The following is a 24,384-nucleotide window of genomic DNA, read 5'->3' as shown; positions in this document are numbered from 1 at the left end:
AGAGGCCGCCGCCACCCCGTGGACTCCCCTCAGATGCGGCGCCGGGCCTTGCGCGCGCGGCGCACCACCGCGGCGGCGCCCAGCAGCGCCACCGTCGCGCCCGCGGCGCCCGCCGCCGTCGCGTCCTTGCGACCCAGGCGCCGGCCGGCGACGGTGTGCCGCCCCGAGACCTCCTCGAGCAGCTCCGCCAGCACCTCCTCGTTCGTGTGCTTGGGACGCCATCCGGCATCGTGCAGACGGCTGCCGCTCACCACCCACGGGTACATCGTGTAGGCGAGGTCGCCGGCCGGGGAGGGGGTCAGTCCGATCCGGTGCAGCCGGGCCGCCGCGCCGAGCGCCACCGCCGAGGGCAGCTCCATGCGCCGGATGCCGCTCAGCTCCTCGACCTCCTCCTGCTCCAGCCAGCCGTCGCACCCGACGGCCAGCTCACCGTCGGCCTTCTCCAGGACGGCGTACTCCAGGGCGCTGCACAGGTCGTCGACGTGGCAGAACTGCCAGGCCGGCCGCGACCCGGCCACGACCAGCAGCCTGGGCGACTCGAAGTACCTGGTCAGCGCGGTGTCCATGCCGCCGACCAGCACGGCGGGGCGGACCACCGTGACGTTGAGGCCGGGATGCGCCCGCGGCGCGCGGCGCGCGAGCCGCTCGATCTCCAGCAGGTCCCCGACGCCCGTGGCCTCGGCCGTGGCGCGCAGCTCGGCGTCCTCGGACAGCGGCAGTTCGTTGTCCGGGAGGGCGCCGTAGACCATCGCGGAGGTGCACAGCACGACCCGGTGCACACCCGCCGCCGCGGCGGCGGTCAGGACGGTCTGGGTCCCCCGGACGTTGTAAGCCGTGCGGGCGGCCGCGTCGGTCTCCAGGTCGAGGTCGAGCGCCAGGTGCACCACAACGTCCGCACCTCGGAGTTTCTCCGCGATGGCCGGGTCCCGTACGTCCAGGATCTGCCACTCGGCCGCCTCGCACCCACCGCGTCGTTCGTCGATGGCCACGACCTGTCTGACCTCGTCGGACGCCGCGAGCCGGGCGGTGAGCAGCGCCCCGACGCCGGACGCGGCACCGGTGACCGCCACGACGGGTCCGCGCGCGCCGGGGCGGGCGGAACTGGTTGACTGGTTTCGCGCTGCGCGAACCTGTGGATCTGGGGAACTCACCGGGCGTCTCCAGAGGTTGTCTTCAGTACGAGCGCGAGCGACGCGTGCGTACCAGGTGGCATCCATCCTGCCGCAGGCCGCCGGCCGGCGAAGCACCGAGGCCCGATCGGCTTCGGGTGTCTACGCTGGATGGTGAAGTCGGGCAGCCGTGCCGCCGGAAAGAACCGGCGGCCTTACCAGCCGAGGAACCCCGTGAGTGACACCCCATTCGGATTCGGCCTTCCGCCGGAGGAGCCGGACGACGGCGACGAGGGCAAGAAGAAGGACCAGCAGAGCGGCGGTGGTCAGGGACCGGCCAACCCGTTCGGTTTCGGCATGTCCGGGGCCGGAGGCCTGGGCGGTCCCGGCGCGGACAACCCGTTCGCTGCCATGTTCGGTTCCATGAACCCCAACGACCTGGGCGCCGCGTTCCAGCAGCTCGGCCAGATGCTCTCCTACGAGGGCGGGCCGGTGAACTGGGACATGGCCAAGCAGATCGCCCGCCAGACGGTCTCCCAGGGCACCCCGGACGGCCGCAAGGACGCCAGCGTCGGTCCCGCCGAGCGCACCGCCGTCCAGGAGGCCGTGCGCCTGGCCGACCTGTGGCTGGACGACGCCACCGCCCTGCCCTCGGGCGCGGGCACCGCCGTGGCCTGGAGCCGCGCGGAGTGGGTCGAGGCGACCCTGCCCGCCTGGCGCGAGCTGGTCGACCCGGTCGCCGAGCGCGTCGGCAACGCCATGGGCGACGTCCTGCCCGAGGAGATGCAGGCCATGGCGGGCCCGCTGATCGGCATGATGCGGTCCATGGGCGGCGCCATGTTCGGCACGCAGATCGGGCAGGCCGTCGGCGTGCTCGCCGGCGAGGTCGTCGGCTCGACCGACGTGGGCCTGCCGCTCGGCCCGGCCGGAAAGGCCGCGCTGCTGCCGGCGAACATCGAGTCGTTCGGCAAGGACCTCGGCGTGCCGCAGGAGGAGGTGCGGCTGTATCTCGCCCTGCGCGAGGCCGCCCACCAGCGCCTCTTCGCGCACGTGCCGTGGCTGCGCTCGCACCTCTTCGGTGCCGTCGACGGCTACGCCCGCGGCATCAAGGTGGACACGGCGAAGCTGGAGGACGTGGTCGGCCAGTTCGACCCGCAGAACCCGGAGCAGCTGCAGGAGGCTCTCCAGCAGGGCATGTTCCAGCCGGAGGACACCCCGGAGCAGAAGGCGGCCCTGGCCCGTCTGGAGACGGCTCTGGCGCTGGTCGAGGGGTGGGTGGACGCGGTGGTGCACACCGCCGCCAAGCCGCGCCTGTCCTCCGCCGACGCGCTGCGGGAGACGCTGCGCCGCCGCCGCGCCTCGGGCGGTCCCGCCGAGCAGACCTTCGCCACGCTGATCGGCCTGGAGCTGCGCCCGCGCCGGCTGCGCGACGCCTCCCGGCTGTGGGCCTCCCTGACGGACGCGCACGGCGTCGACGGCCGGGACGGTCTGTGGGCCCACCCGGACATGCTGCCGACCGCGACCGACCTGGACGACCCGGACGGCTTCGTGCACCGCGAGCAGCTCGACTTCTCCGAGCTGGACAAGATGCTCGGCGAGGCCGCGGGCAAGCCCGACCTGAAGAAGAGGGACAAGGGCGACGAGGACGTCCGGGGCGAGAGGCGGTCCGACGACCGGGACAAGCCCAAGGGCGACGACGGCGAGTGAGCCTCCACGACGACGCGGTCCTGGTCCTGAAGGGCTTCGAGGGCCAGGACGAGCTGCGCCAGGTCTACCTGGACCACCTCGCCTCACACCCCGACGGGATGTGGAAGGCCTGCGCCGACGGGCACATCACCGCGAGCGCCTTGGTGATCGACCCCTCGCGCGAGCGGGTCCTGCTCACCCTGCACAAGAAGTTGCGCATGTGGCTGCAGATGGGCGGCCACTGCGAACCGGTCGACGAGACCCTGGACCGCGCGGCCCTGCGCGAGGGCACGGAGGAGTCCGGCATCGCCGGGCTGACCCTGCTGCCGGGCGGCCCCGTACGGCTGGACCGCCACCACACGCCCTGTGCCTGGCACCTGGACGTCCAGTACGCGGCCCTGGCTCCCGAGGGAGCCGTGGAGGCGATCAGCGACGAGTCCCTGGACCTGCGCTGGTTCCCGTACGCCGAGGTCGCGGACGTGGCCGACGCGTCGGTCGTGCGCCTGCTGGAGGCGACCCGCGCCCGGCTGTGACCGGTAAGGGGTGACCGCTCTCGCGAACACCCCGTACCGGACTGCGGCCGTCCGCCGTGCTCAGCTCCAGACGTTGCCCTGGTTCTGCCCGCGGGCTCCGTGCTGGCCCATGCCGTACTGCGCGGCGAGACCCGAGCCGATCTGCGCGTTCTGCGGCGGCAGCAGCTCGCTGGGCTGGACGAGCGCGAAGCCGCTGCCCATGAAGCTCAGCTCCCAGCCCTCACCGGTGTTCCCCCGGCGCCGCCACACGCCGGAGGAGTGCGTCTGGGCCTGCATCTGCACGCGCAGGCCGGTGGACCAGGCGACGATGGCGTCGGCGTCGCAGTTGACGTACTTGTCGGGCGTCACCTGCAGGAACAGCGGGGAGCCCGAGGTCATCAGGGCGACCTTGCCCCGGCCGGTGATGTTGAGCTGGTACTTCCCCGAGCCGGAGATGCCGTAGAGGCTGTCCACCGCGATGACCTCGTGGTGCAGGCCGGAGTCCATGGCGAGCACGTAGCTGCTGTCGACGGTGAGGCCGTCCTGGTCGACGTCGACGACGTGGACGCACTGAGCGAGGTTGGCGAAGTAGACCGTGCCCTGTCCGTGGCAGCGCATCAGGTCCAGGCCCTCACCGGTGTACGCACGCGCGTGCGACTGGCTGTTGCTCTGGTACTCGGCGTCGAACTCGACGAGCCCCTGGTAGGCGACCATCGTGCCCTTGCGGGCCAGCACGTCGTCGTGGCCCGTCAGGGCGACGCGGAGCATGTGCTTGTTCTGCAGGCTCCAGGCTTCCTGGGACTGCTGGTCGTTGTAGGCGAAAATCGGGCTCTGCATGATGTGTGGCTCCCCCTCAGCCCCGTACCCGGAGGCGGTCGGTGCTGTCCTCGCTGGGCTGGACGACGACGATGCCCTGACCGGAGAAGGCCATCTGGAAGGCCTCGCCGCTGCCGCGGCCGATCAGCGACTGCGCCTTGAAGCTGCGCTTGCCCTTCACCTTGAGGTTCGGGGACCAGGCCACGAGCGCGTCCGGGTCGACGTAGGTCTCGTCCTCGCCGCCGCCGCAGTCCACCACGATCGGCTTGCCCCGGGAGGTGAGGGCGACCCAGCCCTGCCCGGAGATCCTGGTGTTCCACAGGCCCTGTCCGGCGAACTTCGCCAGGCCCTTGACCCGTTCCACGCCCCACGTCAGGTGGGCGTCGAAGGCGAGGAGGTTGGTGGCGTTGACGGAGATCCCGTCGCCGTTGAGGTTGATGACGACGACGTTGGCGCCGTAGTCGGCGAGGTAGAGCAGTCCGTCGCCGGAGCACTTCATCAGGGGCGCGCCCTCGCCGGTCATCCAGTCCTTGGCGATCTGGCGGACGGCCGACGGGTTGGGCTCGTACTGGACGAAGCCCTCGTAGGCGACCATCGACCCCACGCGTGCGAGGAGGTCGTTCCCGGTCTGCATGGCGACCTTCAGCATGTGGTTGCCGTGGTTCTCCATGCGGGCGCCGACGGGTGCGGGGGCGTAGCCCGCGAGCGGCTGGTTCATGTCGGGCTCTCCCTCAGATCTCGTACGGCTGGACGACGACGAAGCTGCCGGGCGCGGCCCGGAACTGCAGGTTGACGCTCTCTCCCGTGTCGCCCGCGTAGGAGTTGCGGCGCATCCGCACCTGGCTGGAGACGACCACCTGGGCGGCGGCGGACCAGGCGACCACGGCGTTGCAGTCGGCGAACGTCGTGGGCGTGACCGGCAGCACCACGGGCACGCCGTGCGTCTTGACGACGATCGTGCCGGTGCCCTGGAACTGCATCGTGAACAGCGCTCCGCCCGGGATGCCGTGCCCCTCGATCCGGCGGACCTCGTACTGGAGGCTCTCGTCGAAGGCGAGGACGTTCTCCGCGGAGACGCAGACGGCGTCGCCCTGGAGCTCGATGGGGTGGAGCATCGAGGAGTCGTCCGCGAGGAACACCTGCCCCTTGCCGGTGCAGCGCATGAGCTGCATCTCCTGGCCGGTCACGTTGCCCACGACCCGGCCGGTGAATCCGGCGCCCTTGTAGCTGAAGTCGACCTTGCCCTGGTAGAGCACCATGCTGCCCTGCCGGGCGAGCACGGGCTGGCCCTCGGCTCCGAGGTCGACGCGGACCAGCTTCTTGTTCTGCTGCGTCCAGCGCTGCCCGGCCGCGGTCTCCCGGTACTGCTGGAGCGCCGCGGTCACACCGGCGCCCTGCGGCGCTCCCTGGGGCATGCCGTGCGGTGCGGCCTGCGGAGGCTGCTGGCCGTAGCCGGGAGGTGCCGTCGGCTGCCCGTAGCCCGGGGGCGGGGCGGGCTGCCCGTAGCCGGCGGGCGCGGGCGGCTGGCCGTAACCGGGCGGCGGGGCCGGGGCCTGCGGCGCCGGGGGCTGGCCGTAGCCGGGGGGCGGCGGCGCGGTCTGACCGGGGACCTGGCCGTACAGCGGCTGCTGACCGGGCTGGCCCGGCTGTCCGTACGGCGCGGGTGCCGGGGCGGGCGGTGGTGGTACGGGAGCGCCGCCGGGAGCCGGGTTCATCGGCGCGACGATGGTCGCCGCGGCGTGCACGTCCGCGGGCGCCGGAGCGGGAGCCGGCGGCGGGGTGGCCGCGGGGGGCGGGGCGAAGCCCTGCTGTGCGGGCTGCGGAACGGGTGCCGGAGCAGGAGCCGGCGCGGAGGCGGCGGGGGCGCCGAAGGCCGGCGGCGCCGAGGCCTGGGCGGGCGGGGCGAAGCCCGGGGCGGCCCCGGACTGCGGCTGCTGCGCCTGCTGCGCGGCGGGCGCCTCGTCCTCGGCGACCTCACCCCCGAAGTTCCTCAGCAGCGCGTCGAGACCGCCGTCGAAGCCCTGCCCGACGGCGGCGAACCGCCACACGTCCTTCATGTAGAAGTCGCCCAGCATCACGGCGCGCTCGGTGGAGAACTCCGAACCGCTGAACGGGTACCGGGCCACCTCCTCGCCGCCCGCGACGATCCGGATGTACCCGGGCCCGACCTGCGACATCTGGCCCGCGCCGTCGATCGTCGCGGTGAAGGAGAGCTTCTGGATCTGCTGCGGGATCCTGTCGAGGGTGACCCGGAAGGATTCCGTGTCACCCGCCTGCGCACCCAGGAGCTGGATGGACTCCTCGGGCGTCTTCGGCTGGTTGAAGAACACGAAGTACCGGTCGTCCGACAACCGCTCGTCGGCGTCGAGGCCGAAGCAGCTGATGTCGAAGCTCAGCCCGGGGCCGGAGATCTGCACGCCTACGTACAGATCCGTGCCCGCGGTGAGGTCACTGATCCTGGCCTTGTGGCCGCGTTGGAATTCCCTGGCCATGCGTTACGACCGTCCCCCATCCGAATGTGAGTGCGTCGCGTCAGGCTAGCGGCAATCACCGACACCGGAGGAAGCCGGTACAGACCCGGTACGAAACCCGTGCGGGCCCGTGGCGGACGCCCGCCCGGGCCGCACGCTACTCGCTGCGGGCGCCGGGTACGTGCGGCAGGCGGTCGGCGGCGACCACACCCTCCAGGTAGCCCCTGGCGCGCTCGGTCCGCGGGTAGGCGTCGAGGAGGCGCCAGAACCGCGGCCCGTGCCCGGGGACCAGCAGGTGCGCCAGTTCGTGCAGGAGGACGTAGTCGACGACGTACTCGGGCATGCCCTGGAGGCGGTGCGACAGCCGGATGCTTCCCTCGGACGGGGTACAGGAGCCCCAGCGGGTGTTCTGGTTGGTCACCCAGCGGACCGAGGCGGGCCGGGCCCGGCCGTCGAAGTACTGTCCCGACAGGCGCTCCGCGCGCTCGGCCAGCTCGGCGTCACCGAGGAGGCGCTTGCTCTCCTGGGCGGCCAGCTTGTCCAGCATGACGCCCACCCAGCGCTGCTCCTCCGCCGCGGACATCCGGGCGGGGATCAGCACGACGGTGCGGTCGCCCTCGCGGTACGCGGAGACCGTCCGTCGTCGCCGGGTGCTCCTGCGCACCTCGACCGCGCTCTTGCCCGAGCCGCGCGGCGACGGATTCGTGGGTGTGCGCGGGGGCGCCCCGGCACGGTGCAGTGGGTCGGCGGACACGCCAGCGACGTTACCCGCTGCACACGGGGAAGTCCCGGGTCCGGGACGCTTCCGTGCCGATCCGCCACTCGTCACGGCAGACGTGCGGCTGATTCGTACGACGAACATCCCCCGCCTGTGGACAACTTTCGACGCCTTTCCGCGCAGCCGGGCATGCTGGCACTCGCCGGCCGATCCGCGACCGGTCGCCGGGCGGTGACCACGGACGGCGACGCGGACACGGACACAGGCCCGGGCTCGGGCACCGACACGGGCACGGGCACGGGCACGGGCACGGGCTGGGGCACGGGCACGGGCTGGGGCACGGACACGGACACGGACACGGGAGACTTACGGGGGACCTGGCATGCATCCGATGGTGAAGCCCGCGCTCAGGCGCGGCTGGCGCGATCTGAACACTGTGCAGTTCGGGATGACACCGGCGCACGCGTTGACGCTGGCGCCGGTGGACACGGCGACGGGCAGCTTCCTCGACCTGCTCAACGGCACCCGCGGCCCGGCGCTCCTGCGTGAGGAGGGGCACCGCATGGACCTGCCCGAGGGGCACGTGGACCGGGTGGTGGAGCGGCTGGCACGGGCCGGTCTCCTCGACGACTCCCGCGGGGGCGGGCCGGACGCCGACGCCCTGCGGCAGAAGAAGGAGGTCCTCGACCGGCTCCGCCCCGACCTGGCCTCGCTGTCCCTGACCACCTCCGAGCCCGGTGACGCCATGAGACACCTGGCCGCCCGTCGCGCGCTGCGGGTCGGGGTCAGGGGTGCGGGACGGGTGGGCGCGATGCTGGCCGGCCTGTTGTCGGGCGCGGGCGTCGGCGAGATCGACGTGCGCGACGGCGGACGCGTCGAGCCCTGGGACGTCGCTCCGGGCGGCCTGCCCGCCGAGTCGGCCGGCGACCGCCGGGACGAGGCCGCCCGCCGTGTCGTCCGCAGGGCCGCCCCCGGCCGGCCGCCGCGCCGGAGCCCGACGACACCGCACGAGGAGGCCGCCACGGGCCTCTCCCTGGTGATCGTCGCTCCGCGCGACGACGTGGCGGTGCACACGCCCGATCCCACCGCGGCGGAATCCCTGATGGCCTCCGGCACGCCCCACCTGTACGCGGGAGTCGTCGAGGGAACCGGTGTCGTCGGCCCCCTCGTGCTGCCCGGCGAGACGGGATGCGCCGGCTGTCTGTACGCCGACCGCGCCGACCGGGACGCCGCCTGGCCGCGGCTGGTGGCGCAGTGGCGCTCCGGCCGGCAGCGCCGGGTGCCGCCCTGCGACCTCACGCTCGCGGCAGCCGTCGCCGGGTTCGCGGCGGCTCACGCGCTCTCCTTCCTGGACGGCCGGACGCCGTCGAGCACCGGCGTGCGCTGGGAGGTCTCGCTGCCCGGTCTGCACTGGCAGACACGACCGGTCCGGCCGCACCCCGCGTGTCCCTGCGGAGCGGCCGCAAAAGGTAAGCAGCAACACATCCCCGAGGACGGGGCACGGCGCGCGACAATGGCTGGGCAAGGGCCGTCAGCGGAAGTACGCCACGAGGCGGAACCGGCGCGGCCGGCTGGGACTTGGAGGGCGCATGTCTGATCTTCCGCGCAAGGCGGTCACCCGGACCGCCAAGCTCGCCGCGCTCCCGCTCGGCTTCGCCGGGCGGGCCACCTGGGGGCTCGGCAAGCGGATCGTGGGCGAGTCCGCGGAGATCGTCGGCCAGCAACTGCAGCAGCGCACCGCGGACCAACTGTTCAAGGTGCTGGGCGAGCTCAAGGGCGGGGCGATGAAGTTCGGGCAGGCGCTGTCCGTCTTCGAGTCGGCGCTGCCCGAGGAGGTCGCCGGACCCTACCGGGCCGCGCTCACCAAGTTGCAGGAGGCGGCACCGCCGATGCCGACCCGCACCGTGCACGCCGTGCTCGCGGAGCGGCTCGGAGAGGACTGGCAGGACCTGTTCCTGGAGTTCGAGGACAAGCCCGCGGCGGCCGCCTCGATCGGTCAGGTGCACCGGGGGGTGTGGCACGACGGCCGCGAGGTGGCGGTCAAGGTGCAGTACCCGGGCGCCGGCGAGGCACTGCTGTCCGACCTCAACCAGCTCAGTCGTTTCGCCCGCCTGCTCGGCCCGCTGGTCCCCGGCATGGACATCAAGCCGCTGATCACGGAGCTGAAGGACCGGGTCTCGGAGGAGCTGGACTACGACCTGGAGGCCGAGGCCCAGCGGACGCATGCCGAGGTCTTCGCCGAGGACCCGGACATCGTGGTGCCGGACGTGGTCCACCAGCGCGAGCAGGTGCTGATCACCGAGTGGATCGACGGCATCCCGATGTCGGAGATCATCTCGGACGGCACACCGGAGCAACGCGACCGGGCCGGCCAGTTGCTGGCCCACTTCCTCTTCTCGGGTCCGGCACGCACCGGGCTGCTGCACGCCGACCCGCACCCCGGCAACTTCCGGCTGCTGCCCGGCGGGCCGGAGGGAGAGGAAGACTGGCGGCTGGGTGTCCTGGACTTCGGCACGGTCGACCGCCTCCCGGGTGGCCTGCCCGAGCCCATCGGCGAGGCCCTGCGCATGACGCTGGACGGCGAGGCAGAGGCGGTCTACGACATGCTCCGCGCGGAGGGGTTCGTCAAGGAGTCGATAGACCTGGACCCCGACGCGGTTCTCGACTACCTCCTGCCGATCATCGAGCCGGCCCGTGTCGACGCGTTCACCTTCACCCGCGGGTGGATGCGGAGCCAGGCCGCCCGCATCGGCGACCCCCGCTCCCCCGCCTACCAGTTGGCCAAGCAGCTCAACCTGCCGCCGGCCTACCTGTTGATCCACCGCGTGACCCTGAGCACCATCGGGGTGCTGTGCCAGCTCGGGGCCACCGTGCGGCTGCGCGACGAGCTGGAGGAGTGGCTGGTCGGGTTCGTCGCCGAGGACGAGGCCGAAGAAGCGGAGGAGAACGCCGCCGGGGACGGCGAGGACGTGGACGAGGTGAAGGAGACCGCCGCGGAGGCCTGATCCACCGGAACCGAACGCGCCGTGGGGGCCGGTCCGTTCGGCCGGACCGGCCCCCACGAGCGAAGCCTGTCTCTCCCCCGGGAGACCACCGCTTCAGGTGTGTCGGTTACTGCATGACCGCCATGGCCAGCGCGCGCCGAGCACGCAGCGAGGCGCGCTCCGCCCGGCGCTGCATCCGGCGGGCGGTCGCCAGGCGCAGCGCCCGGCGTTCCCGCTCGGCCTCATGCAGGCGGTCGCGCATATGCGCACGCGCCAGGGCTTCTGGGATGAGTTGCATTTCACGGGTCCTGTTCTGACGCGAGTCCTTCGCGCCGGTGGTGGTGAAGTCTTCAGGCGCGGTGCCTGCGATGTCGTGGGTGGACGGCTTCATCGGGGCCTGCTTCTGGGGGTCGTACGTGAGGGGGCGGTCGATCGTTCCTGCGGTGTTCATGCCGAAACCGGGTTCTTGCGCGGACGGCCACGGGGCCGCTTCCGGGCGACGACGACACCCTGGACGAACAGCTCTCCACCCCAGACGCCCCAGGGCTCACGCCGCTCCTTGGCACCGGCGAGGCAGGCCTCGATCAGCGGGCAGGTGCGGCAGAGGGACTTGGCGTACTCGACGTCCGCCGGCGACTCGGCGAAGAAGACCTCCGGGTCGTAGGAGCGGCAGGGGACGGGCACGCCGAGGTTCTCGATGGCGTCGTCGAGCGCGGTGAGCGCGGTGAGCGGGGTCAAGGTGGAGTCCTCCGTGGAACAGGGCTTGGGGATCGTGTCGGAAGGCGGTACGGACGGGGCGTGCGCTTCGAGTTGCACGGGTGGTCTTCCTCGTCTGTTCGTTCCGGCCGGTTGACCGGGTGGCGGCTTGGTACCGGGTTCTTTTCTTGTCCCGAGGCTCCTTCGTGCTGTCGCCCCCGTTCGGGGACAAACAGAAGGGCCGCGGATCCCGGGTGGGGTTCCGCGGCCCTGAAGGCGCCGGCCTGATCGGCGATCAGGCTGGATCACTCCAGGGTTCTGGCCCACGGAAGGCCCACATCAGGTGGTGCTGCGTCGTCGTCTGCTTCCGGAATCCGGCACCGGTCGCGGTAAAGGCATAGGCCTGCGCCTGTGCCACTACTGCTGCTTCCAGTGCCTTGGTCGGTCGCTCATTGCGCTCGCGGACGGGAAGGCCCGCGGGAGCAGCGGCGGAGGCAGCCGGACGCACGGCAGGAATGCCGGACAGACCGGTGCCCGAGTGGGAAGCGCCGAGGATGCACAGGGAGACGGCCGAGCGATCGGTCATTTTGGCGGTGAAGCCGACGACGGAGCTGTTGTTGATGCTGATCACTGGACTCGCCTCCTCTCGGCGTCTCGGGGGACTGGGACGAACCAGTCCACGGATATGCAAGTACAACACGGATTCAGGGCCTTCGGGAAGGCCGCTGCTCCCGTGACCAAGAACCTATGGGGATTCCCGGGGCATGCGCAAACTATTTTTTCGACGAGTTCGCATCAGTCGTCCGCGTCAAGCCCCACACCTTCCTGGCCTGCACAGATGGCCAGGACGTCGGAGCCGAAGCGGTTGAGCTTGCGCATCCCGACCCCCGGGATCCGGGCAAGTTCGCGCTCGTCCTCCGGGACGGACTCGGCGATCGCCATCAGAGTCTTGTCGGTGAACACGCAGAACGCGGGCTGTCCGCTGCGTTCCGCCTGCACCGCCCGCCACGCGCACAGCCGCTCGTAGACGCCCTCGTCCATGTCGGACGGGCAGCCCTCGCAGCGCATCAGCTTCATCTCGCCGGCGTCGGTGAGGGTGCGCCCGCAGACCCTGCAGCGCGCCGGTGTCCGCTGGGCCCGTCTCGGCGCGGGGGCCGCGGCACCGCGACCGCCGCCCCGGGAGCCGCGCTCCACTCCCCCGGCACCCCCGCCGGACGCCCGTCCGCCCGCCGTGCCCGAACCGGGCCGCAGCCCCTTGAGGAACCGGCTGGGCCTGCGGCTCGGCCGGCCGCCGGGCGACCGGGCCAGCGCCCACGACAGGTGCAGGCGATCACGCGCGCGGGTGACCCCGACATAGAGGAGGCGGCGCTCCTCCTCGATCTGCTCGTCGGTCTTTGCGTAGGTGATCGGCATCATGCCCTCGGCAACGCCGACCAGGAACACGACGTCCCACTCCAGGCCCTTGGCCGAGTGCAGGGAGGCGAGGGTGACGCCCTGCACCGTCGGTGCGTGCTGGGCGCCCGCCCGCTCGTCGAGCTCCACGACGAGATCACTCAGCGTGGCTCCCGCCCGGGCGGCGGCGAAGTCCTGGGCCAGGCCGACCAGGGCGGCCAGCGACTCCCAGCGCTCCCGGACGGCCCCCGACCCGGCCGGGGGCTCGGTCGTCCAGCCCTCGCCGGACAGCACCGCGCGCACCTGCGAGGGCAGGTCGACGGTGTCGTCGAGGAGGGAGTCGTTGCCGCCGAAGCGCGCCGCGGCCCGCAGGGCGCTTCCGGCCCTGCGCACCTCGGGCCGGTCGAAGAAGCGCTCCGCGCCCCGCAGCTGGTAGGGGACTCCGGCGTCGGCGAGCGCCTGCTCGTAGGTCTCCGACTGGGAATTGGTGCGGAACAGGACCGCGATCTCGGCGGCCGGGACGCCCGAGTCGAGGAGTTCGCGGATGCGGCGGGCCGCGCCCTCGGCCTCGGCCGGTTCGTCGGCGTACTCGGTGTAGACGGGCTCGGGGCCCGCGGGGCGCTGGGACACCAGCTCCAGGCGGTGGTCGGCGGCCCTGCCCCGCGCCTGGGCGAGGAGGCCGTTGGCGAGGTGGACGACCTGGGGGGTGGACCGGTAGTCGCGGACCAGCTTGACGACGGTGGCGCCGGGGTGGCGGACGCGGAAGTCGAGCAGGTGGTCGGGGGTTGCTCCCGTGAAGGAGTAGATCGTCTGGCTGGCGTCGCCGACCACGCACAGGTCGTCGCGGTCTCCGAGCCACAGCTCCAGCAGCCGCTGCTGGAGGGGGCTGACGTCCTGGTACTCGTCGACGACGAAGTGCTGGTACTGGGCGCGGACCTGCTCGGCGACGTCGTGCCGGTCCTGGAGGACGGCCACCGTCAGCAGCAGTACGTCCTCGAAGTCGATCACGGAGCGGGTGCGCTTGAGATCCTCGTAGGCGGCGTAGAGCTGCGCGATCTCCGCCGGGTCGCGGGGGGTCTCGCGGCCGGCCTTGGCCGCCGCCAGGGCGTAGTCGGCGGGGACGGTCTGGGTCACCTTGGACCACTCGATCTCCGCGGTGGCGTCCCTCAGCTCACCCCGGTCGAGGCGGATGCGGCAGGCGGCGGCCGCGTCGGCGACGAGCTGGATCTTGCGGTCGACGAGCCGGGGCAGGGAGCCACCGATCGCTTTCGGCCAGAAGTACTGGAGCTGCCGCAGGGCCGCCGAGTGGAAGGTGCGGGCCTGGACCCCGGCCGCACCGAGCTGGCGCAGCCGACCGCGCATCTCCCCGGCCGCGCGGTTGGTGAAGGTGACGGCGAGCACGCTGGAGGGCTGGAGGATGCCGGCGCGCACCCCGTAGGCGATGCGGTGGGTGATGGCGCGGGTCTTGCCCGTACCGGCTCCCGCCAGCACGCACACCGGGCCGCGCAGGGTGGTCGCCACCTCGCGCTGCTCGGGGTCGAGCCCGTCGAGCACCGCGTCGGCCGAGTCCGGTACCTGCGGGAAGAGGGTGGAGTGCGTTGCTGCTGTCACACCGCAATGCTGCCAGGTCTCGCGAGACGGGTGAGTCGGCTGTCCACAGGCACGCACCGATTGTCGTACCGTGCGACAGACGTCACCCGGCGGGAATGGTGGCGCCGCTCCGGACGTTCCCCTCGTGCGACCTCGATCCCCGAGCCGCCGCTTCCCCGAGTCGCCGAAGGAGCACGAGAGACATGCCGGGCACTGTGACGATGTACAGCACCACGTGGTGCGGCTACTGCCGTCGGCTGAAGAGCCAGATGGACCGCGAGGGCATCGCGTACACCGAGGTCAACATCGAGCAGGACCCGGAGTCCGCCGCGTTCGTGGAGAAGGCGAATGGCGGAAACCAGACGGTGCCGACGGTCCTCTTCCCCGACGGGTCGACGCTGACGAACCCGTCGCTGGCGCAGGTGAAGCAGAAGATCGGCGCGTAGCCGGTGCGCCACGGCCGCGTCGGTCGTGGCGGTGGCAGAGGGGCGGCCCTCCCGTGTGACGGGAGGGCCGCCCCTCTCGCGGTGCCGTGCCGGGTTCAGAAGGCGCCGCGCGTCGGCAGCGGCTTGCCGTACCACAGCTCGATGAGGCGGGCCGCGATCGAGATGCCGTAGGGCGGCAGCACTTCGCCGGTCTCGAAGGCGGCGCCCAGCTCCTCGCGGGAGAACCAGCGGGCCTCGTGGATCTCGTCGCCGTCGACGTTGATCTCGGTCGAGGTGGCGTGAGCCATGAAGCCGAGCATCAGGCTGGACGGGAAGGGCCACGGCTGGCTCGCGACGTACTCGACCTGGCCGACGGCGACGCCGACCTCCTCCTGGACCTCCCGGCGCACCGACTGCTCGATGGACTCGCCCGGCTCCACGAAACCGGCGAGGGTCGAGAAACGGCCCTCGGGCCAGTGCACCTGGCGGCCGAGCAGGATGCGGTCCTCGCCGTCCGTGACCGCCATGATCACCGCGGGGTCGGTGCGCGGGTAGTGCTCGGCGCCGCAGGCGGGGCAACGGCGGATGTGGCCCGCCGCGGCGATGACGGTGCGCTCGCCGCAGCGGGAGCAGAAGCGGTGCAGGCGCTGCCAGTTTTCCAGTGCGACCGCGTGGGCCATCAGTCCGGCGTCGCGGTCCGACAGGAGCAGGCCGGCCTCGCGCAGTCCCGCCGGGCGCGCGGACTGGTCCATGCGGCCGGGCAGGGAGTCCTTCTGCAGGGCGAAGTAGCTGGTCCCGTCCGCGTCGGTGCCCAGGAAGTAGCGGTGTGCCTCGGTGAGCGGGGCCTCGAACGAGGGGGTCATGACCAGCTCGGTGGCCCCGTCCGGTGTCTCGTCGATGAGGACCTGGCCGCCGGACACCACGAAGCAGCGCGTCGAGGGGTGGCTCCACGCAGCCGCGAGCCAGGCCTCGTCGAGGCGGTGGTGGGCGGCGCGGTCGATGCCGCTCGGGGCGGTGAGCGAGATGGGACGGTCGGCGGTGCGGTCGGTCCAGGTGGTCACGAGTGGTTCCAACTCCCCCGGTGAGCGGTTCGTTTCGGCAGGCGGGTTCAGCGGTTCGTACGGCGGGTGGTGACCGGGTCCGGGAGGGCTCGGCGGTGCGGGCGGCCTTTCCAGTGTGCCGCGCGCGGTGCCGGTCGGGTCCCGGACCGTGCGCGGTGCTCAGGGCGCGTGACGCCAGTACTCCGCCAGGTCGCCCCAGAGGTGGGCGGAGGTTTCGACGCCCTTGAGGAGCAGGTCCAGTTCCACCTTCTCGTCGGGGGCGTGCCAGCCGTCGGACGGGACGGAGATGCCGAGGAACAGCACCGGGGCGTCGAGGACCTCCTGGAGGTCGGCGGCCGGTCCGGAGCCCCCTTCCCGGGTGAAGCGCACCGGTGCGTCGAAGGCGCGGCCCATCGCGCGGACCACGGACCGCAGGGCCGGGTGGTCCAGCGGCGTCAGGCACGGGCGGGTGGCCGGACCGAAGGCGATCTCGCAGCGGATGCCCTCGGGCACCTGCTCGGCGGCCCAGGCACGGACGGCCTTCTCCACGTGGTCGGGGTCCTGGCCGGCGACGAGACGGAAGGAGAGCTTCACCATGGCGGACGCCGGGATGATCGTCTTGCTGCCGGGGCCCTGGTAGCCGCCGCCGATGCCGTTGACCTCGGCGGTGGGGCGGGCCCAGATGCGCTCCAGGGTGGTGTGTCCGGCCTCGCCGTGGGTGGCGCGGGACTTGGCCGTGCGCAGCCACTGCCCTTCGTCGAAGGGCAGCTCGGCGAAGAGCTCGCGTTCGCGGTCGGTGAGTTCGATCACGCCGTCGTAGAAGCCGGGGATCGCCACGCGCGCGTGCTCGTCGTGCAGGGCGGCCACGAGGCGGGCGACGGCGGTGGCCGGGTTGGGGACCGCGCCACCGAAGGACCCGGAGTGGATGTCCTGGCCGGGGCCGTGCAGGCGGATCTCGCACTCGGCGAGGCCCCGCATGCCGGTGCAGACCGTGGGGGTGTCCTCGGACCACATGCCGGTGTCGGAGACGATCACCGCGTCGGCGGTGAGCCGCGCGGCGTGCTCCTCGACGAGGGCGCGGAAGTGCGGGGAGCCGGACTCCTCCTCGCCCTCGATCAGCAGCTTGAGGTTGACCGCGGGGGCGGTGCGGCCGGTGGCGGCGAGGTGGGCGCGGACCCCGAGTGTGTGGAAGAACACCTGCCCTTTGTCGTCGGCCGCCCCGCGCGCGTACAGGCGGTTCTCCCGGACGACCGGTTCGAAGGGCTCGCTGCTCCAGCCGTCCTCGCGGGCGGCGGGCTGTACGTCGTGGTGGCCGTACACGAGGACCGTCGGTGCCTGCGGGTCCCCGGAGGGCCACTCGGCGAAGACCGCGGGAGCACCGGGGGTGGGCCAGACCTCGGCGGTGGGGAAGCCGGTCTCCTGCAGTCTGGCGGCGAGCCAGTCGGCGCTGCGGCGGACATCGGTCGCGTGGTCGGGCTGCGCCGACACGGACGGGATGCGCAGCCAGTCGACGAGGTCGTCGAGGAAGGCGGCGCGGTGCTGTTCGATGTACGTGCGGACAGCGCTGACAGCATCGTCAACGGGGTGGCTCATGCTTACGAGCCTATCGGCCCGCGGGGACACCCCGACCGTGCGGTTCGTCACCGGCCGGCTCGGCCAGCAGCAGTTTCTCGAGCGCCGCGCGGTCCGGCAGCCCCTCGGGCCGCACGACCTCGCCGGTGCGTACGTACAGGAAGGAGGCCGTCACCGAGGCGGGCGGTACGCCCTGCTGCTCGGCCCAGGCGATGCGGTAGAGCGCGAGCTGGAGCGGGTCCGCGGTGGCGGCGCGGTTCGTCTTCCAGTCGACGATCTCGTACGTCGCGGTGTCCCCGTCCCCCTCCTTGTAGACGGCGTCGATGCGGCCGCGCACGATCCGGCCGGCCAGGGAGAGCTGGAAGGGCGCCTCGACGCGGAACGGGGTGCGGCGGGCGTACTCGGTGCGTTCGAAGGCGTCCTTGAGGAACTCCAGGTCCTGTTCGTCGGCGATCTCGGCGTCGCCGCCGGGCAGTTCCTCCGGTTCCAGCAGGGGCAGCGCCAGAGGTTCGAACCGGGCCTCCACCCAGGCGTGGAAACGGGTGCCGCGGCGGGCCGCGGGCCGCGGCGGGCGGGGCATGGGACGGGCCAGCTCCTGGGCGAAACCGTCCGGGTCGGCGGCCAGGCTCAGCACCTGGGAGGCGGTCAGCGAGGCCGGAAGCGGCACCTCGGTGACGCTCTCTCGCGCGCGCAGGAGCTCGCCGGTGAGCGCGTCCAGGTCGCGGTCCCAGGAGGCGACGGTCCGGGCCTCTTCCGGGGTGAGGCGCGCGGGGCCGGGGACGGGGGCGTCGCCCGGGCGCCGTTCGGCAGGCGTCGCCTGGTGAGGGACGGTGGGGTGCTCCCGCGCGGGGCGGGTGTCGTGCGGGGCGGCCGGGCGGTCCGTGGTCCAGGTGTCCCAGTCGGCGGGGTCCCCGCTCCAGCCGGCATCCGCTGCGTCCGAGGGCGCCTCGTCGTCCTCGGGGGGTGGCGGCCAGTCCGGGTCGTCGTAGGCGCCGGGGGCGGCGGGAGGACCGTCCTGGCCGGTGGCGAGGGCGTCCAGGTGGGCGAGGACCGTCTCCGCGGCGGTCCGACGGCGGGCGAGTGCCTCGTCGTCCAGGGGCAGGGGCCAGACCTCGTCGGCGGTCGCCCGGTGCAGGGCCGGGTTCTCCTCGTCCTCGGCCGGTTCGTCCGCCCAGGCCTCGATCTCGCCGTGTCCGGCGGCGCAGTGTTCGTACAGGGCCGTGAGGAAGTCGGACGGGCCGCGGGGCTTCTTCTGGCTGGGCCCCCACCAGTGGCCGGAGCCGAGGAGCAGGGAACGGGGGCGGGTGAAGGTGACGTAGCCGAGGCGGAGCTCCTCGGTGTGCTGGTGCTCCTTCATGGCCGCGTGGAAGTCCTTCAGACCGCGGGAGTCCCAGGAGGCGACGTCGGGCAGGGTGTCGGCGTCGCCGCGCAGACCGTGCGGCAGCACCCTGCCCTGGGCGGTCCACTTCTCGCGGCCCTGGCCGCTGGGGAAGGTGCCGGTGACGAGACCGGGCACGGCGACGACGTCCCATTCGAGGCCCTTGGACTTGTGCGCGGTGAGCACCTTGACGGTGTTCTCCCCGCCGGGCAGCGCGTTGTCCAGCCCCTTCTCGTACTGCGCCGCGGTACGCAGGAAGCCGAGGAAGGCGAGCAGGGTGGCCTCGCTGTCGCTCGCGGCGAAGGACGCGGCGACGTCGAGGAAGTTGGACAGGGTCTCGCGGCGGCGGGCGGCCAGGGCGTGCGGGGAGGCCGACAGCTCGACCTCCAGGCCGGTGACGGCGAGGACGCGGTGCAGGACGTCCATGAGCGGGTCGGACAGGGCCCGGCGCAGCTCGCGCAGTTCGGTGGCCAGCCGTGCGAACCGCACGCGTGCGTCCGGCGAGAAGGGCAGCCCGTCGTCGTCGCCGGAGCCGTCCAGCGGTGTCTCGAGGAAGGTGTCGAGGGCGTCCGCGAGCGATGTCACCTCGGACGGGTCGACCCCCTCGACGGCCTCGGCCAGCCTCCGGTCGGGGTCGTCGCCGCCCTCCACGCGCGCGTGGCTCACGAGCAGCCGGGCGCGGCGCCCCAGGAGGGCGAGGTCGCGCGGGCCGATGCGCCAGCGCGGGCCGGAGAGCAGCCGGACCAGGGAGGCGTTGGCGCCCGGGTCCTGGAGGACCTCGCAGACGGCGACGAGGTCGGCGACCTCGGGCAGGTGCAGCAGTCCGGACAGGCCGACGACCTCGACGGGGACGTCACGGGCCACCAGCGCGCCCTGGATCTCGGCGAAGTCGGACGCGGTGCGGCACAGGACGGCGACCTCACCGGGCGCGGTGCCGGTACGCACGAGGTGGGCGACGGAGTCGGCGATCCAGTCGATCTCCTCGGCGTGGGTGCGCAGCAGGGCGCAGCGGACCGAGCCGTCGCGTTCGGCGCCCGGGGCGGGCCGCAGGGCCTCCACGCCCGCGTGCATGGCGCGCAGGGGCTCGGCGAGGCCATTGGCGAGGTCCAGGAGGCGGCCGCCGCTGCGGCGGTTCTCGCTGAGCGCCTGGCGGACCGCGGGGCGTCCGTCCGCGCGGGCGAAGTGGTCCGGGAAATCGTCGAGGTTGGCGACGGAGGCGCCGCGCCAGCCGTAGATCGCCTGGCAGGGGTCGCCCACGGCGGTCACGGGGTGGCCGGTGCCGCCGCCGAACAGCCCGGCCAGGAGGATGCGCTGGGCCACGGAGGTGTCCTGGTACTCGTCGAGCAGCACGACCCGGTACTCGTCGCGCAGGACGCGGCCCACCTCGGGGAGCCCGGCGAGCTGCGCGGACAGGGCGATCTGGTCCCCGAAGTCGAGGAGGTCCTGGCGGCGTTTGGCGGCCCGGTAGCGGATCACCAGGTCGGTCAGTTCGCGTCGGGCGGCGGCTGCCTCGGGGACCTTGCGCAGATCGGCGTTGCTGAGCCGGACGTCCGCCAGCGCGTCCAGGAGACCGGTGTCCCGGGCGAGCAGGTCCTCGGGGCGCACGAGGTGCTCGGAGAGTTCCGCGTCGAGGGCGAGGAGGTCGCTGACCAGGTCGGCGAAGGACCGGGCGAGTGCCGGGTAGGGGCCGGGGGCCTCGCGCAGGACCCGCGCGGCGAGCTGGTAGCGGGTGGCGTCGGCGAGCAGGCGGGAGGTCGGCTCGAGGCCGATGCGCAGGCCGTGGTCGGTCAGGAGGCGGCCCGCGAACGCGTGGTAGGTCGAGATCGCCGGTTCGCCCGGCGGGTGGTCGGGGTCGATGGCGTCCGGGTCGGTCACGCCCGCCCTGACCAGCGCCTTGCGAACGCGTTCGGCGAGTTCGCCGGCCGCCTTGTTGGTGAAGGTGAGGCCGAGGACCTGTTCCGGAGCGACCTGGCCGGTGCCGACCAGCCACACCACGCGTGCCGCCATCACCGTCGTCTTGCCCGACCCGGCTCCGGCCACGATCACCTGCGGGGCGGGCGGCGCGACGATGCAGGCCGTCTGCTCCGGGGTGAAGGGGATCCCGAGGAGCTCCTTGAGCTGCTCGGGATCGGTGATGTGGGCGCGCACGTCACAGAGGCTAGCCGCGGCCACTGACAGCGGATGCCGAACCGCCCGTCGGGGCGAGGGATGCGCAGGTCAGCCGGGGTGGTGCAACGTGTCACACCGGCCACTCGGCTCCGGCGCGCGCCCGGCCCGGGGGGACCGGCGCCGCGCACCGGACGCCCCGGGCGATCACTCCACGACGTGCCGCCCCTCGGGCCGCGCGCTGCAGGACGCGCGGAAGGCGCAGTGGGTGCAGTGCTGGCCCGTGGTCGGGGTGAACCGCTCGTCGAGGACCTTCCCGGCGGCCGTGGCGAGCAGGTCGCCGACCCACTCCCCCTCCGGACCCTCCTGCGACTGCTGCGCCTGGACCTTGGGCAGGCTCTCGCCGCCGTCCCGCTTGGGCGCGCCCTGGCGCAGGTGGACGAGTTCGGCGCCGCCCGGCCGGGGGCGCACACCGTCGAAGGCGTCGTCGACGGCGCCCTCGCGGACGGCGAGCTGGTACACGGCGAGCTGGGGGTGGCGGGCCACCTCCGCGGAGGTGGGCGCCTGCTTGCCGGTCTTGAAGTCGACGACGTAGGCCCGGCCGTCGCCGTCGGCCTCCACGCGGTCCATCTGGCCGCGGATGCGGACCTCGTAGTCGCCTGCCTGAAGGGTGACGTCGAAGTCGTGCTCGCTCGCCACGGGGGTGCGTCCGGCACGGTCCATGACGTGCCACTTCAGGAAGCGTTCGAGCGCCGCGCGCGCGTTGGCCTTTTCCTGCGCGGACTTCCACGGTGCGTCGAAGGCGAGGGCGTTCCACACGGAGTCCAGGCGTTCCATGAGGACGGCGAGGTCGGCCAGGGTGTGACCGGAGGCCACCTCGTCGGCGAGCACGTGCACCACGTTGCCGAAGCCCTGGGCGGTGGTCGCGGGCGCGTCGGCCTTCACCTCGCGCCCCAGGAACCACTGCAGGGCGCAGGTGTTGGCCAGTTGGTCCAGGGCGCTGCCGGAGAGCGTGACGGGCTGGTCGCGTTCGCGCAGCGGGACCTTGCTCTCGGTCAGGTCCCACATGCCCCACCAGCGGTAGGGGTGGGCGGAGGGCACCAGGGGCCGTCCGTCCTCGTCGGTGAGGGCGGCGAGGCGGGCCAGGCGGTGCGCGGCGGCCTCCCTGAGGGGTGCGGAGACGCGGGGGTCGACGGTGGTGGCGCGCAGTTCGGCGACGAGTGCGCCGACGGCGAGGGGGCGGCGCGGACGGCCGGTGACGTCGACGGGTTCGACGCCGAGTTCGGTCAGGAACCGGGAGGGCTGGTCCCCGTCGTCGGCGGGCGCTTTCACCGCGGTGACGACGAGCCGCTCGCGCGCGCGGGTGGCGGCCACGTAGAACAGGCGGCGCTCCTCGGCGAGCAGGGCTCCGGGGGTGAGGGGTTCGGCGAGTCCGTCGCGTCCGATCCGGTCGGCCTCCAGGAGGGAGCCGCGGCGGCGCAGGTCCGGCCACAGCCCCTCCTGGACGCCCGCCACGACGACCAGCCGCCACTCCAGCCCCTTGGCACGGTGTGCGGTCATCAGGCGGACGGCGTCGGGGCGCACGGCGCGCCGGGTGAGGGTGTCGGCCGCGATGTCCTCGGCGTCGATCTGTTCCAGGAAGTTCAGGGCGCCCCGGCCGCCGGTGCGCTCCTCCGCGCGGGCGGCCGTCGCGAACAGCGCGCATACGGCGTCCAGGTCGCGGTCGGCGTTGCGTCCGGCCGCGCCGCCGCGCCGCGCGGCGCGTTCCAGGCGGGTGGGCCAGGGTGTGCCGTCCCACAGGTCCCACAGCGCCTCCTCGGCGCTGCCGCCCGCGGCGAGGCGTCGGCGTGCCTGGCGGAGCAGGGCACCGAGCCGCTGGGCGCCGCGCGCGTAGGCGGGGTCGTGCACGGCGAGCCGCTCCGGCTCGGCCAGTGCCCGGGCGAGCAGTTCGTCCGAGGGCGGCGGCAGCGGGTTGCCGGCGGCCCGCTGCTCCTCGCGCAGGGCGCGGCCGAGGCGGCGCAGGTCCGCGGCGTCCATGCCGGCGAGGGGCGAGGTGAGCAGGGTGAGGGCGGTCTCGGTGGGGAGCCAGCAGGGATCGTCCGCGCGGGGCGTGCGTCCACCGCGCGGGGGCTGCCCCTCCGTGTCGGCGTCGGCGACATCGGTGTCCGACGCGGATTCGGCCTGGGCGGCCGGGGAGGCGGCCTCGGCATCGGCGCCGGTGTCGGCATCGGCCGTACGCGCGTCGTCGGCGTCCTCCGGCCGCGCGTCCCCGTCGGCGTCACGCGTGCGCGCGGCCCCGTCGGGCGGCGCGTCCCCCGCCCGGCCCGCGTCCGGTCCGGGCTGGTCGCCCGTGCCCGCTTCTGCCTCCGCCACGGCCCGCAGCGCCGTCAGCAGGGGCGCCACAGCGGGTTCGTGGCGCAGCGGGAGGTCGTCGCCGTCGATGTCCAGGGGGACGCCGGCCGCGGTGAGGGCGCGGCGGAGCGTGGGGATGGTGCGCGAACCGGCGCGCACCAGGACGGCCATGTCCCGCCACGGGACGCCGTCCTCCAGGTGCGCGCGGCGCAGGATGTCGGCGATGTTGTCCAGCTCGGTGCCGGAGGTCGGGTACGTGTACGCCTCGACGCGCCCGCCGTCCCGCTCTGGGGTCAGCTCGCGGTGGGCGCGGACCTTGTCGGCGGGAAGGCGGGTCAGCGGCATGCGCTGGGTGAGCAGCCGGGTGGCGGCCAGGAGGCCGGCCCCGGACCGGCGTGAGGTCCGCAGCACCGCCACCGGCGCCGGACGGCCGTCCGCGCGCGGGAAGGCGGTCGGGAAGTTCAGGATGCCGTTCACGTCGGCGCCCCGGAAGGCGTAGATCGACTGGTCGGGGTCGCCGAAGGCGACGAGGGTGCGCCCGCCGCCCGCGAGGGCGTGCAGGAGCCGTACCTGGGCCGGGTCCGTGTCCTGGTACTCGTCGACGTAGACCGCGTCGTACTGGGCGCTCAGGTGCGCGGCGACCTCGGGGCGGCGGGCGAGGAGCACCGCGCGGTGGACCAGTTCCGCGTAGTCGAGCACGCCCTGGAGGTCGAGCACGTCGAGGTACTCGGCGAGGAAGACGGCGGCGGCACGCCAGTCGGGGCGGCCGATGCGCCGGGCGAAGGCCCCGAGCGCGTCGGGGCCCAGCCCCAGCTCGCGGCTGCGGGCGAGCACCGCGCGGACCTCGTCGGCGAAGCCGCGGGTGGTCAGGCAGGCGCGCAGTTCGTCGGGCCAGCGCACATGGGCGAGCCCGAGCCGCTCCAGGTCGACCTGTCCGGCGAGCAGCTCGCGCACCGTCACGTCCTGCTCCGGGCCGGACAGCAGCCGCAGGGGCTCCACGAACAGGTCGTTGTCCTGGTGGGCGCGGACCAGGGCGTAGCCGAAGGAGTGAAAGGTCGTCGCGCGGGGCGCACGCGCGGCACCGATCCGCATCGCCATCCGGTCGCGCAGCTCGACGGCCGCCTTGCGGCTGAAGGTGAGCACCAGGATGCGTTCGGGGTCGCCGCCCCCGGCGATCCGGTCCGCCACCGACTCGACCAGTGTGGTGGTCTTGCCGGTGCCCGGCCCGGCCAGGACGAGCAGCGGTCCCGACCGGTGGTCAACCACGGCGCGCTGTGCGGCGTCCAGACGAGGGGGGTCCGTGGGGGCCGGCGGGGTACGCACCAGTCGGTAAGCGCCACGGCTCCCCCGCCGCACCTGGGGGTGCGGCGGGTGTCCGCTGGAGGAAAAGGAGCTCACGTGGTTCGCCGGTCCTGGTGGGTGTGCTGGTGGGCCGTCCGCGCCACGGGTGGGGCGGTGGTCCCGGGATGAGGGGGACGCGTGCGGCCGACGCTACGCCGGGGAAAGAGACGGAAGCAGCGCTTCCCCTTCTTCCCTC

Annotated in this window: 18 protein-coding genes; 5 read left to right on the top strand and 13 right to left on the bottom strand. The window is 73.3% G+C overall.

Annotated features, from left to right (window positions below; all coding sequences use genetic code 11):
* Window positions 1–29: 29 nt before the first annotated feature.
* Window positions 30–1,151, bottom strand: coding sequence for an SDR family oxidoreductase (locus Sdi02f_RS10500; protein ID WP_030400681.1), 1,122 nt, complete (start codon window positions 1,149–1,151; stop codon window positions 30–32).
* 192 nt (window positions 1,152–1,343) lie between these two features.
* Between Sdi02f_RS10500 and Sdi02f_RS10495 the strand changes: the two genes are divergently transcribed.
* Window positions 1,344–2,816 carry a zinc-dependent metalloprotease gene (locus Sdi02f_RS10495; RefSeq protein WP_108933140.1) on the top strand — a complete coding sequence of 491 codons (1,473 nt, stop codon included), beginning with the start codon at window positions 1,344–1,346 and terminating at the stop codon, window positions 2,814–2,816.
* Window positions 2,813–3,328, top strand: a complete 516-nt coding sequence (locus Sdi02f_RS10490) for an NUDIX hydrolase (RefSeq protein ID WP_053637494.1) — start codon at window positions 2,813–2,815, stop codon at window positions 3,326–3,328. Before Sdi02f_RS10495 ends, Sdi02f_RS10490 begins: the two co-directional genes overlap by 4 nt.
* A gap of 60 nt (window positions 3,329–3,388) precedes the next feature.
* Here the strand turns inward: Sdi02f_RS10490 and Sdi02f_RS10485 are convergent, their stop codons facing one another.
* The 4 genes from Sdi02f_RS10485 to Sdi02f_RS10470 form a co-directional block, all read right to left on the bottom strand.
* A complete protein-coding gene (locus Sdi02f_RS10485; RefSeq protein ID WP_030400684.1) occupies window positions 3,389–4,144 on the bottom strand; it encodes an AIM24 family protein in 756 nt (251 codons plus the stop codon).
* A 16-nt stretch (window positions 4,145–4,160) separates the two neighbouring features.
* Complete coding sequence (locus Sdi02f_RS10480; RefSeq protein ID WP_030400685.1) at window positions 4,161–4,841, bottom strand: AIM24 family protein; 681 nt, start codon at window positions 4,839–4,841, stop codon at window positions 4,161–4,163.
* 13 nt (window positions 4,842–4,854) lie between these two features.
* Window positions 4,855–6,615, bottom strand: coding sequence for a TerD family protein (locus Sdi02f_RS10475; protein ID WP_031184776.1), 1,761 nt, complete (start codon window positions 6,613–6,615; stop codon window positions 4,855–4,857).
* 136 nt (window positions 6,616–6,751) lie between these two features.
* Window positions 6,752–7,348, bottom strand: a complete 597-nt coding sequence (locus Sdi02f_RS10470) for a M48 metallopeptidase family protein (RefSeq protein ID WP_031082603.1) — start codon at window positions 7,346–7,348, stop codon at window positions 6,752–6,754.
* Between the two features lie 346 nt (window positions 7,349–7,694).
* On the opposite strand from Sdi02f_RS10470, the gene Sdi02f_RS10465 reads away from it, so the two are divergent.
* On the top strand, window positions 7,695–8,909 hold the full coding sequence (locus Sdi02f_RS10465) for a TOMM precursor leader peptide-binding protein (RefSeq protein WP_108933139.1): 1,215 nt from the start codon (window positions 7,695–7,697) through the stop codon (window positions 8,907–8,909).
* Window positions 8,902–10,317 carry an ABC1 kinase family protein gene (locus Sdi02f_RS10460; RefSeq protein WP_031082599.1) on the top strand — a complete coding sequence of 472 codons (1,416 nt, stop codon included), beginning with the start codon at window positions 8,902–8,904 and terminating at the stop codon, window positions 10,315–10,317. Before Sdi02f_RS10465 ends, Sdi02f_RS10460 begins: the two co-directional genes overlap by 8 nt.
* 106 nt (window positions 10,318–10,423) lie before the next feature.
* On the opposite strand, the gene Sdi02f_RS10455 is transcribed toward Sdi02f_RS10460, so the two are convergent.
* The 4 genes from Sdi02f_RS10455 to Sdi02f_RS10440 all read right to left on the bottom strand — a co-directional run bounded on the left by Sdi02f_RS10455 (window position 10,424) and on the right by Sdi02f_RS10440 (window position 13,995).
* The gene (locus Sdi02f_RS10455) at window positions 10,424–10,747 is read right to left on the bottom strand and encodes a putative WhiB-interacting protein (RefSeq protein ID WP_030400690.1); all 324 of its coding nucleotides are present in this window, start codon (window positions 10,745–10,747) and stop codon (window positions 10,424–10,426) included.
* Window positions 10,744–11,112 (bottom strand): WhiB family transcriptional regulator, encoded by a 369-nt coding sequence (locus Sdi02f_RS10450; protein ID WP_003973786.1) that lies wholly within the window; start codon window positions 11,110–11,112, stop codon window positions 10,744–10,746. Before Sdi02f_RS10450 ends, Sdi02f_RS10455 begins: the two co-directional genes overlap by 4 nt.
* A 175-nt stretch (window positions 11,113–11,287) precedes the next feature.
* Window positions 11,288–11,623, bottom strand: a complete 336-nt coding sequence (locus Sdi02f_RS10445) for a hypothetical protein (protein ID WP_037798590.1) — start codon at window positions 11,621–11,623, stop codon at window positions 11,288–11,290.
* Window positions 11,624–11,787: 164 nt separating this feature from the next.
* On the bottom strand, window positions 11,788–13,995 hold the full coding sequence (locus Sdi02f_RS10440; protein WP_108933138.1) for an ATP-dependent DNA helicase UvrD2: 2,208 nt from the start codon (window positions 13,993–13,995) through the stop codon (window positions 11,788–11,790).
* A gap of 182 nt (window positions 13,996–14,177) precedes the next feature.
* On the opposite strand from Sdi02f_RS10440, the gene Sdi02f_RS10435 reads away from it, so the two are divergent.
* Window positions 14,178–14,420 (top strand): mycoredoxin, encoded by a 243-nt coding sequence (locus Sdi02f_RS10435; RefSeq protein WP_030400692.1) that lies wholly within the window; start codon window positions 14,178–14,180, stop codon window positions 14,418–14,420.
* A gap of 95 nt (window positions 14,421–14,515) precedes the next feature.
* Here the strand turns inward: Sdi02f_RS10435 and nudC are convergent, their stop codons facing one another.
* The 4 genes from nudC to Sdi02f_RS10415 form a co-directional block, all read right to left on the bottom strand.
* Entirely contained in the window at window positions 14,516–15,460 is a 945-nt protein-coding gene (nudC, locus tag Sdi02f_RS10430) for an NAD(+) diphosphatase (RefSeq protein ID WP_030400693.1), read from the bottom strand.
* 159 nt (window positions 15,461–15,619) lie between these two features.
* Window positions 15,620–17,032, bottom strand: a complete 1,413-nt coding sequence (locus tag Sdi02f_RS10425; RefSeq protein ID WP_108933137.1) for a dipeptidase — start codon at window positions 17,030–17,032, stop codon at window positions 15,620–15,622.
* A gap of 10 nt (window positions 17,033–17,042) precedes the next feature.
* Window positions 17,043–20,537, bottom strand: a complete 3,495-nt coding sequence (locus Sdi02f_RS10420) for an ATP-dependent helicase (RefSeq protein WP_108933136.1) — start codon at window positions 20,535–20,537, stop codon at window positions 17,043–17,045.
* 165 nt (window positions 20,538–20,702) lie between these two features.
* Entirely contained in the window at window positions 20,703–24,245 is a 3,543-nt protein-coding gene (locus tag Sdi02f_RS10415) for an ATP-dependent helicase (RefSeq protein ID WP_108933135.1), read from the bottom strand.
* Between the last annotated feature and the right edge of the window lie 139 nt (window positions 24,246–24,384).

The organism is Streptomyces ardesiacus, from assembly GCF_003112575.1.
In the GTDB taxonomy this organism is placed as follows: domain Bacteria; phylum Actinomycetota; class Actinomycetes; order Streptomycetales; family Streptomycetaceae; genus Streptomyces; species Streptomyces ardesiacus.
This window is presented reverse-complemented; position numbering and strand designations above follow the sequence as displayed.

Excerpts from the sequence above, each read along its gene's own strand:
- Sdi02f_RS10425 (WP_108933137.1), bottom strand. The coding sequence starts at position 17,032 with ATGAGCCACCCCGTTGACGATGCTGTCAGCGCTGTCCGCACGTACATC.
- Sdi02f_RS10475 (WP_031184776.1), bottom strand. The coding sequence starts at position 6,615 with ATGGCCAGGGAATTCCAACGCGGCCACAAGGCCAGGATCAGTGACCTC.
- Sdi02f_RS10480 (WP_030400685.1), bottom strand. The coding sequence starts at position 4,841 with ATGAACCAGCCGCTCGCGGGCTACGCCCCCGCACCCGTCGGCGCCCGC.
- Sdi02f_RS10455 (WP_030400690.1), bottom strand. The coding sequence starts at position 10,747 with ATGAACACCGCAGGAACGATCGACCGCCCCCTCACGTACGACCCCCAG.
- Sdi02f_RS10460 (WP_031082599.1), top strand. The coding sequence starts at position 8,902 with ATGTCTGATCTTCCGCGCAAGGCGGTCACCCGGACCGCCAAGCTCGCC.
- Sdi02f_RS10465 (WP_108933139.1), top strand. The coding sequence starts at position 7,695 with ATGCATCCGATGGTGAAGCCCGCGCTCAGGCGCGGCTGGCGCGATCTG.
- Sdi02f_RS10485 (WP_030400684.1), bottom strand. The coding sequence starts at position 4,144 with ATGCAGAGCCCGATTTTCGCCTACAACGACCAGCAGTCCCAGGAAGCC.
- Sdi02f_RS10435 (WP_030400692.1), top strand. The coding sequence starts at position 14,178 with ATGCCGGGCACTGTGACGATGTACAGCACCACGTGGTGCGGCTACTGC.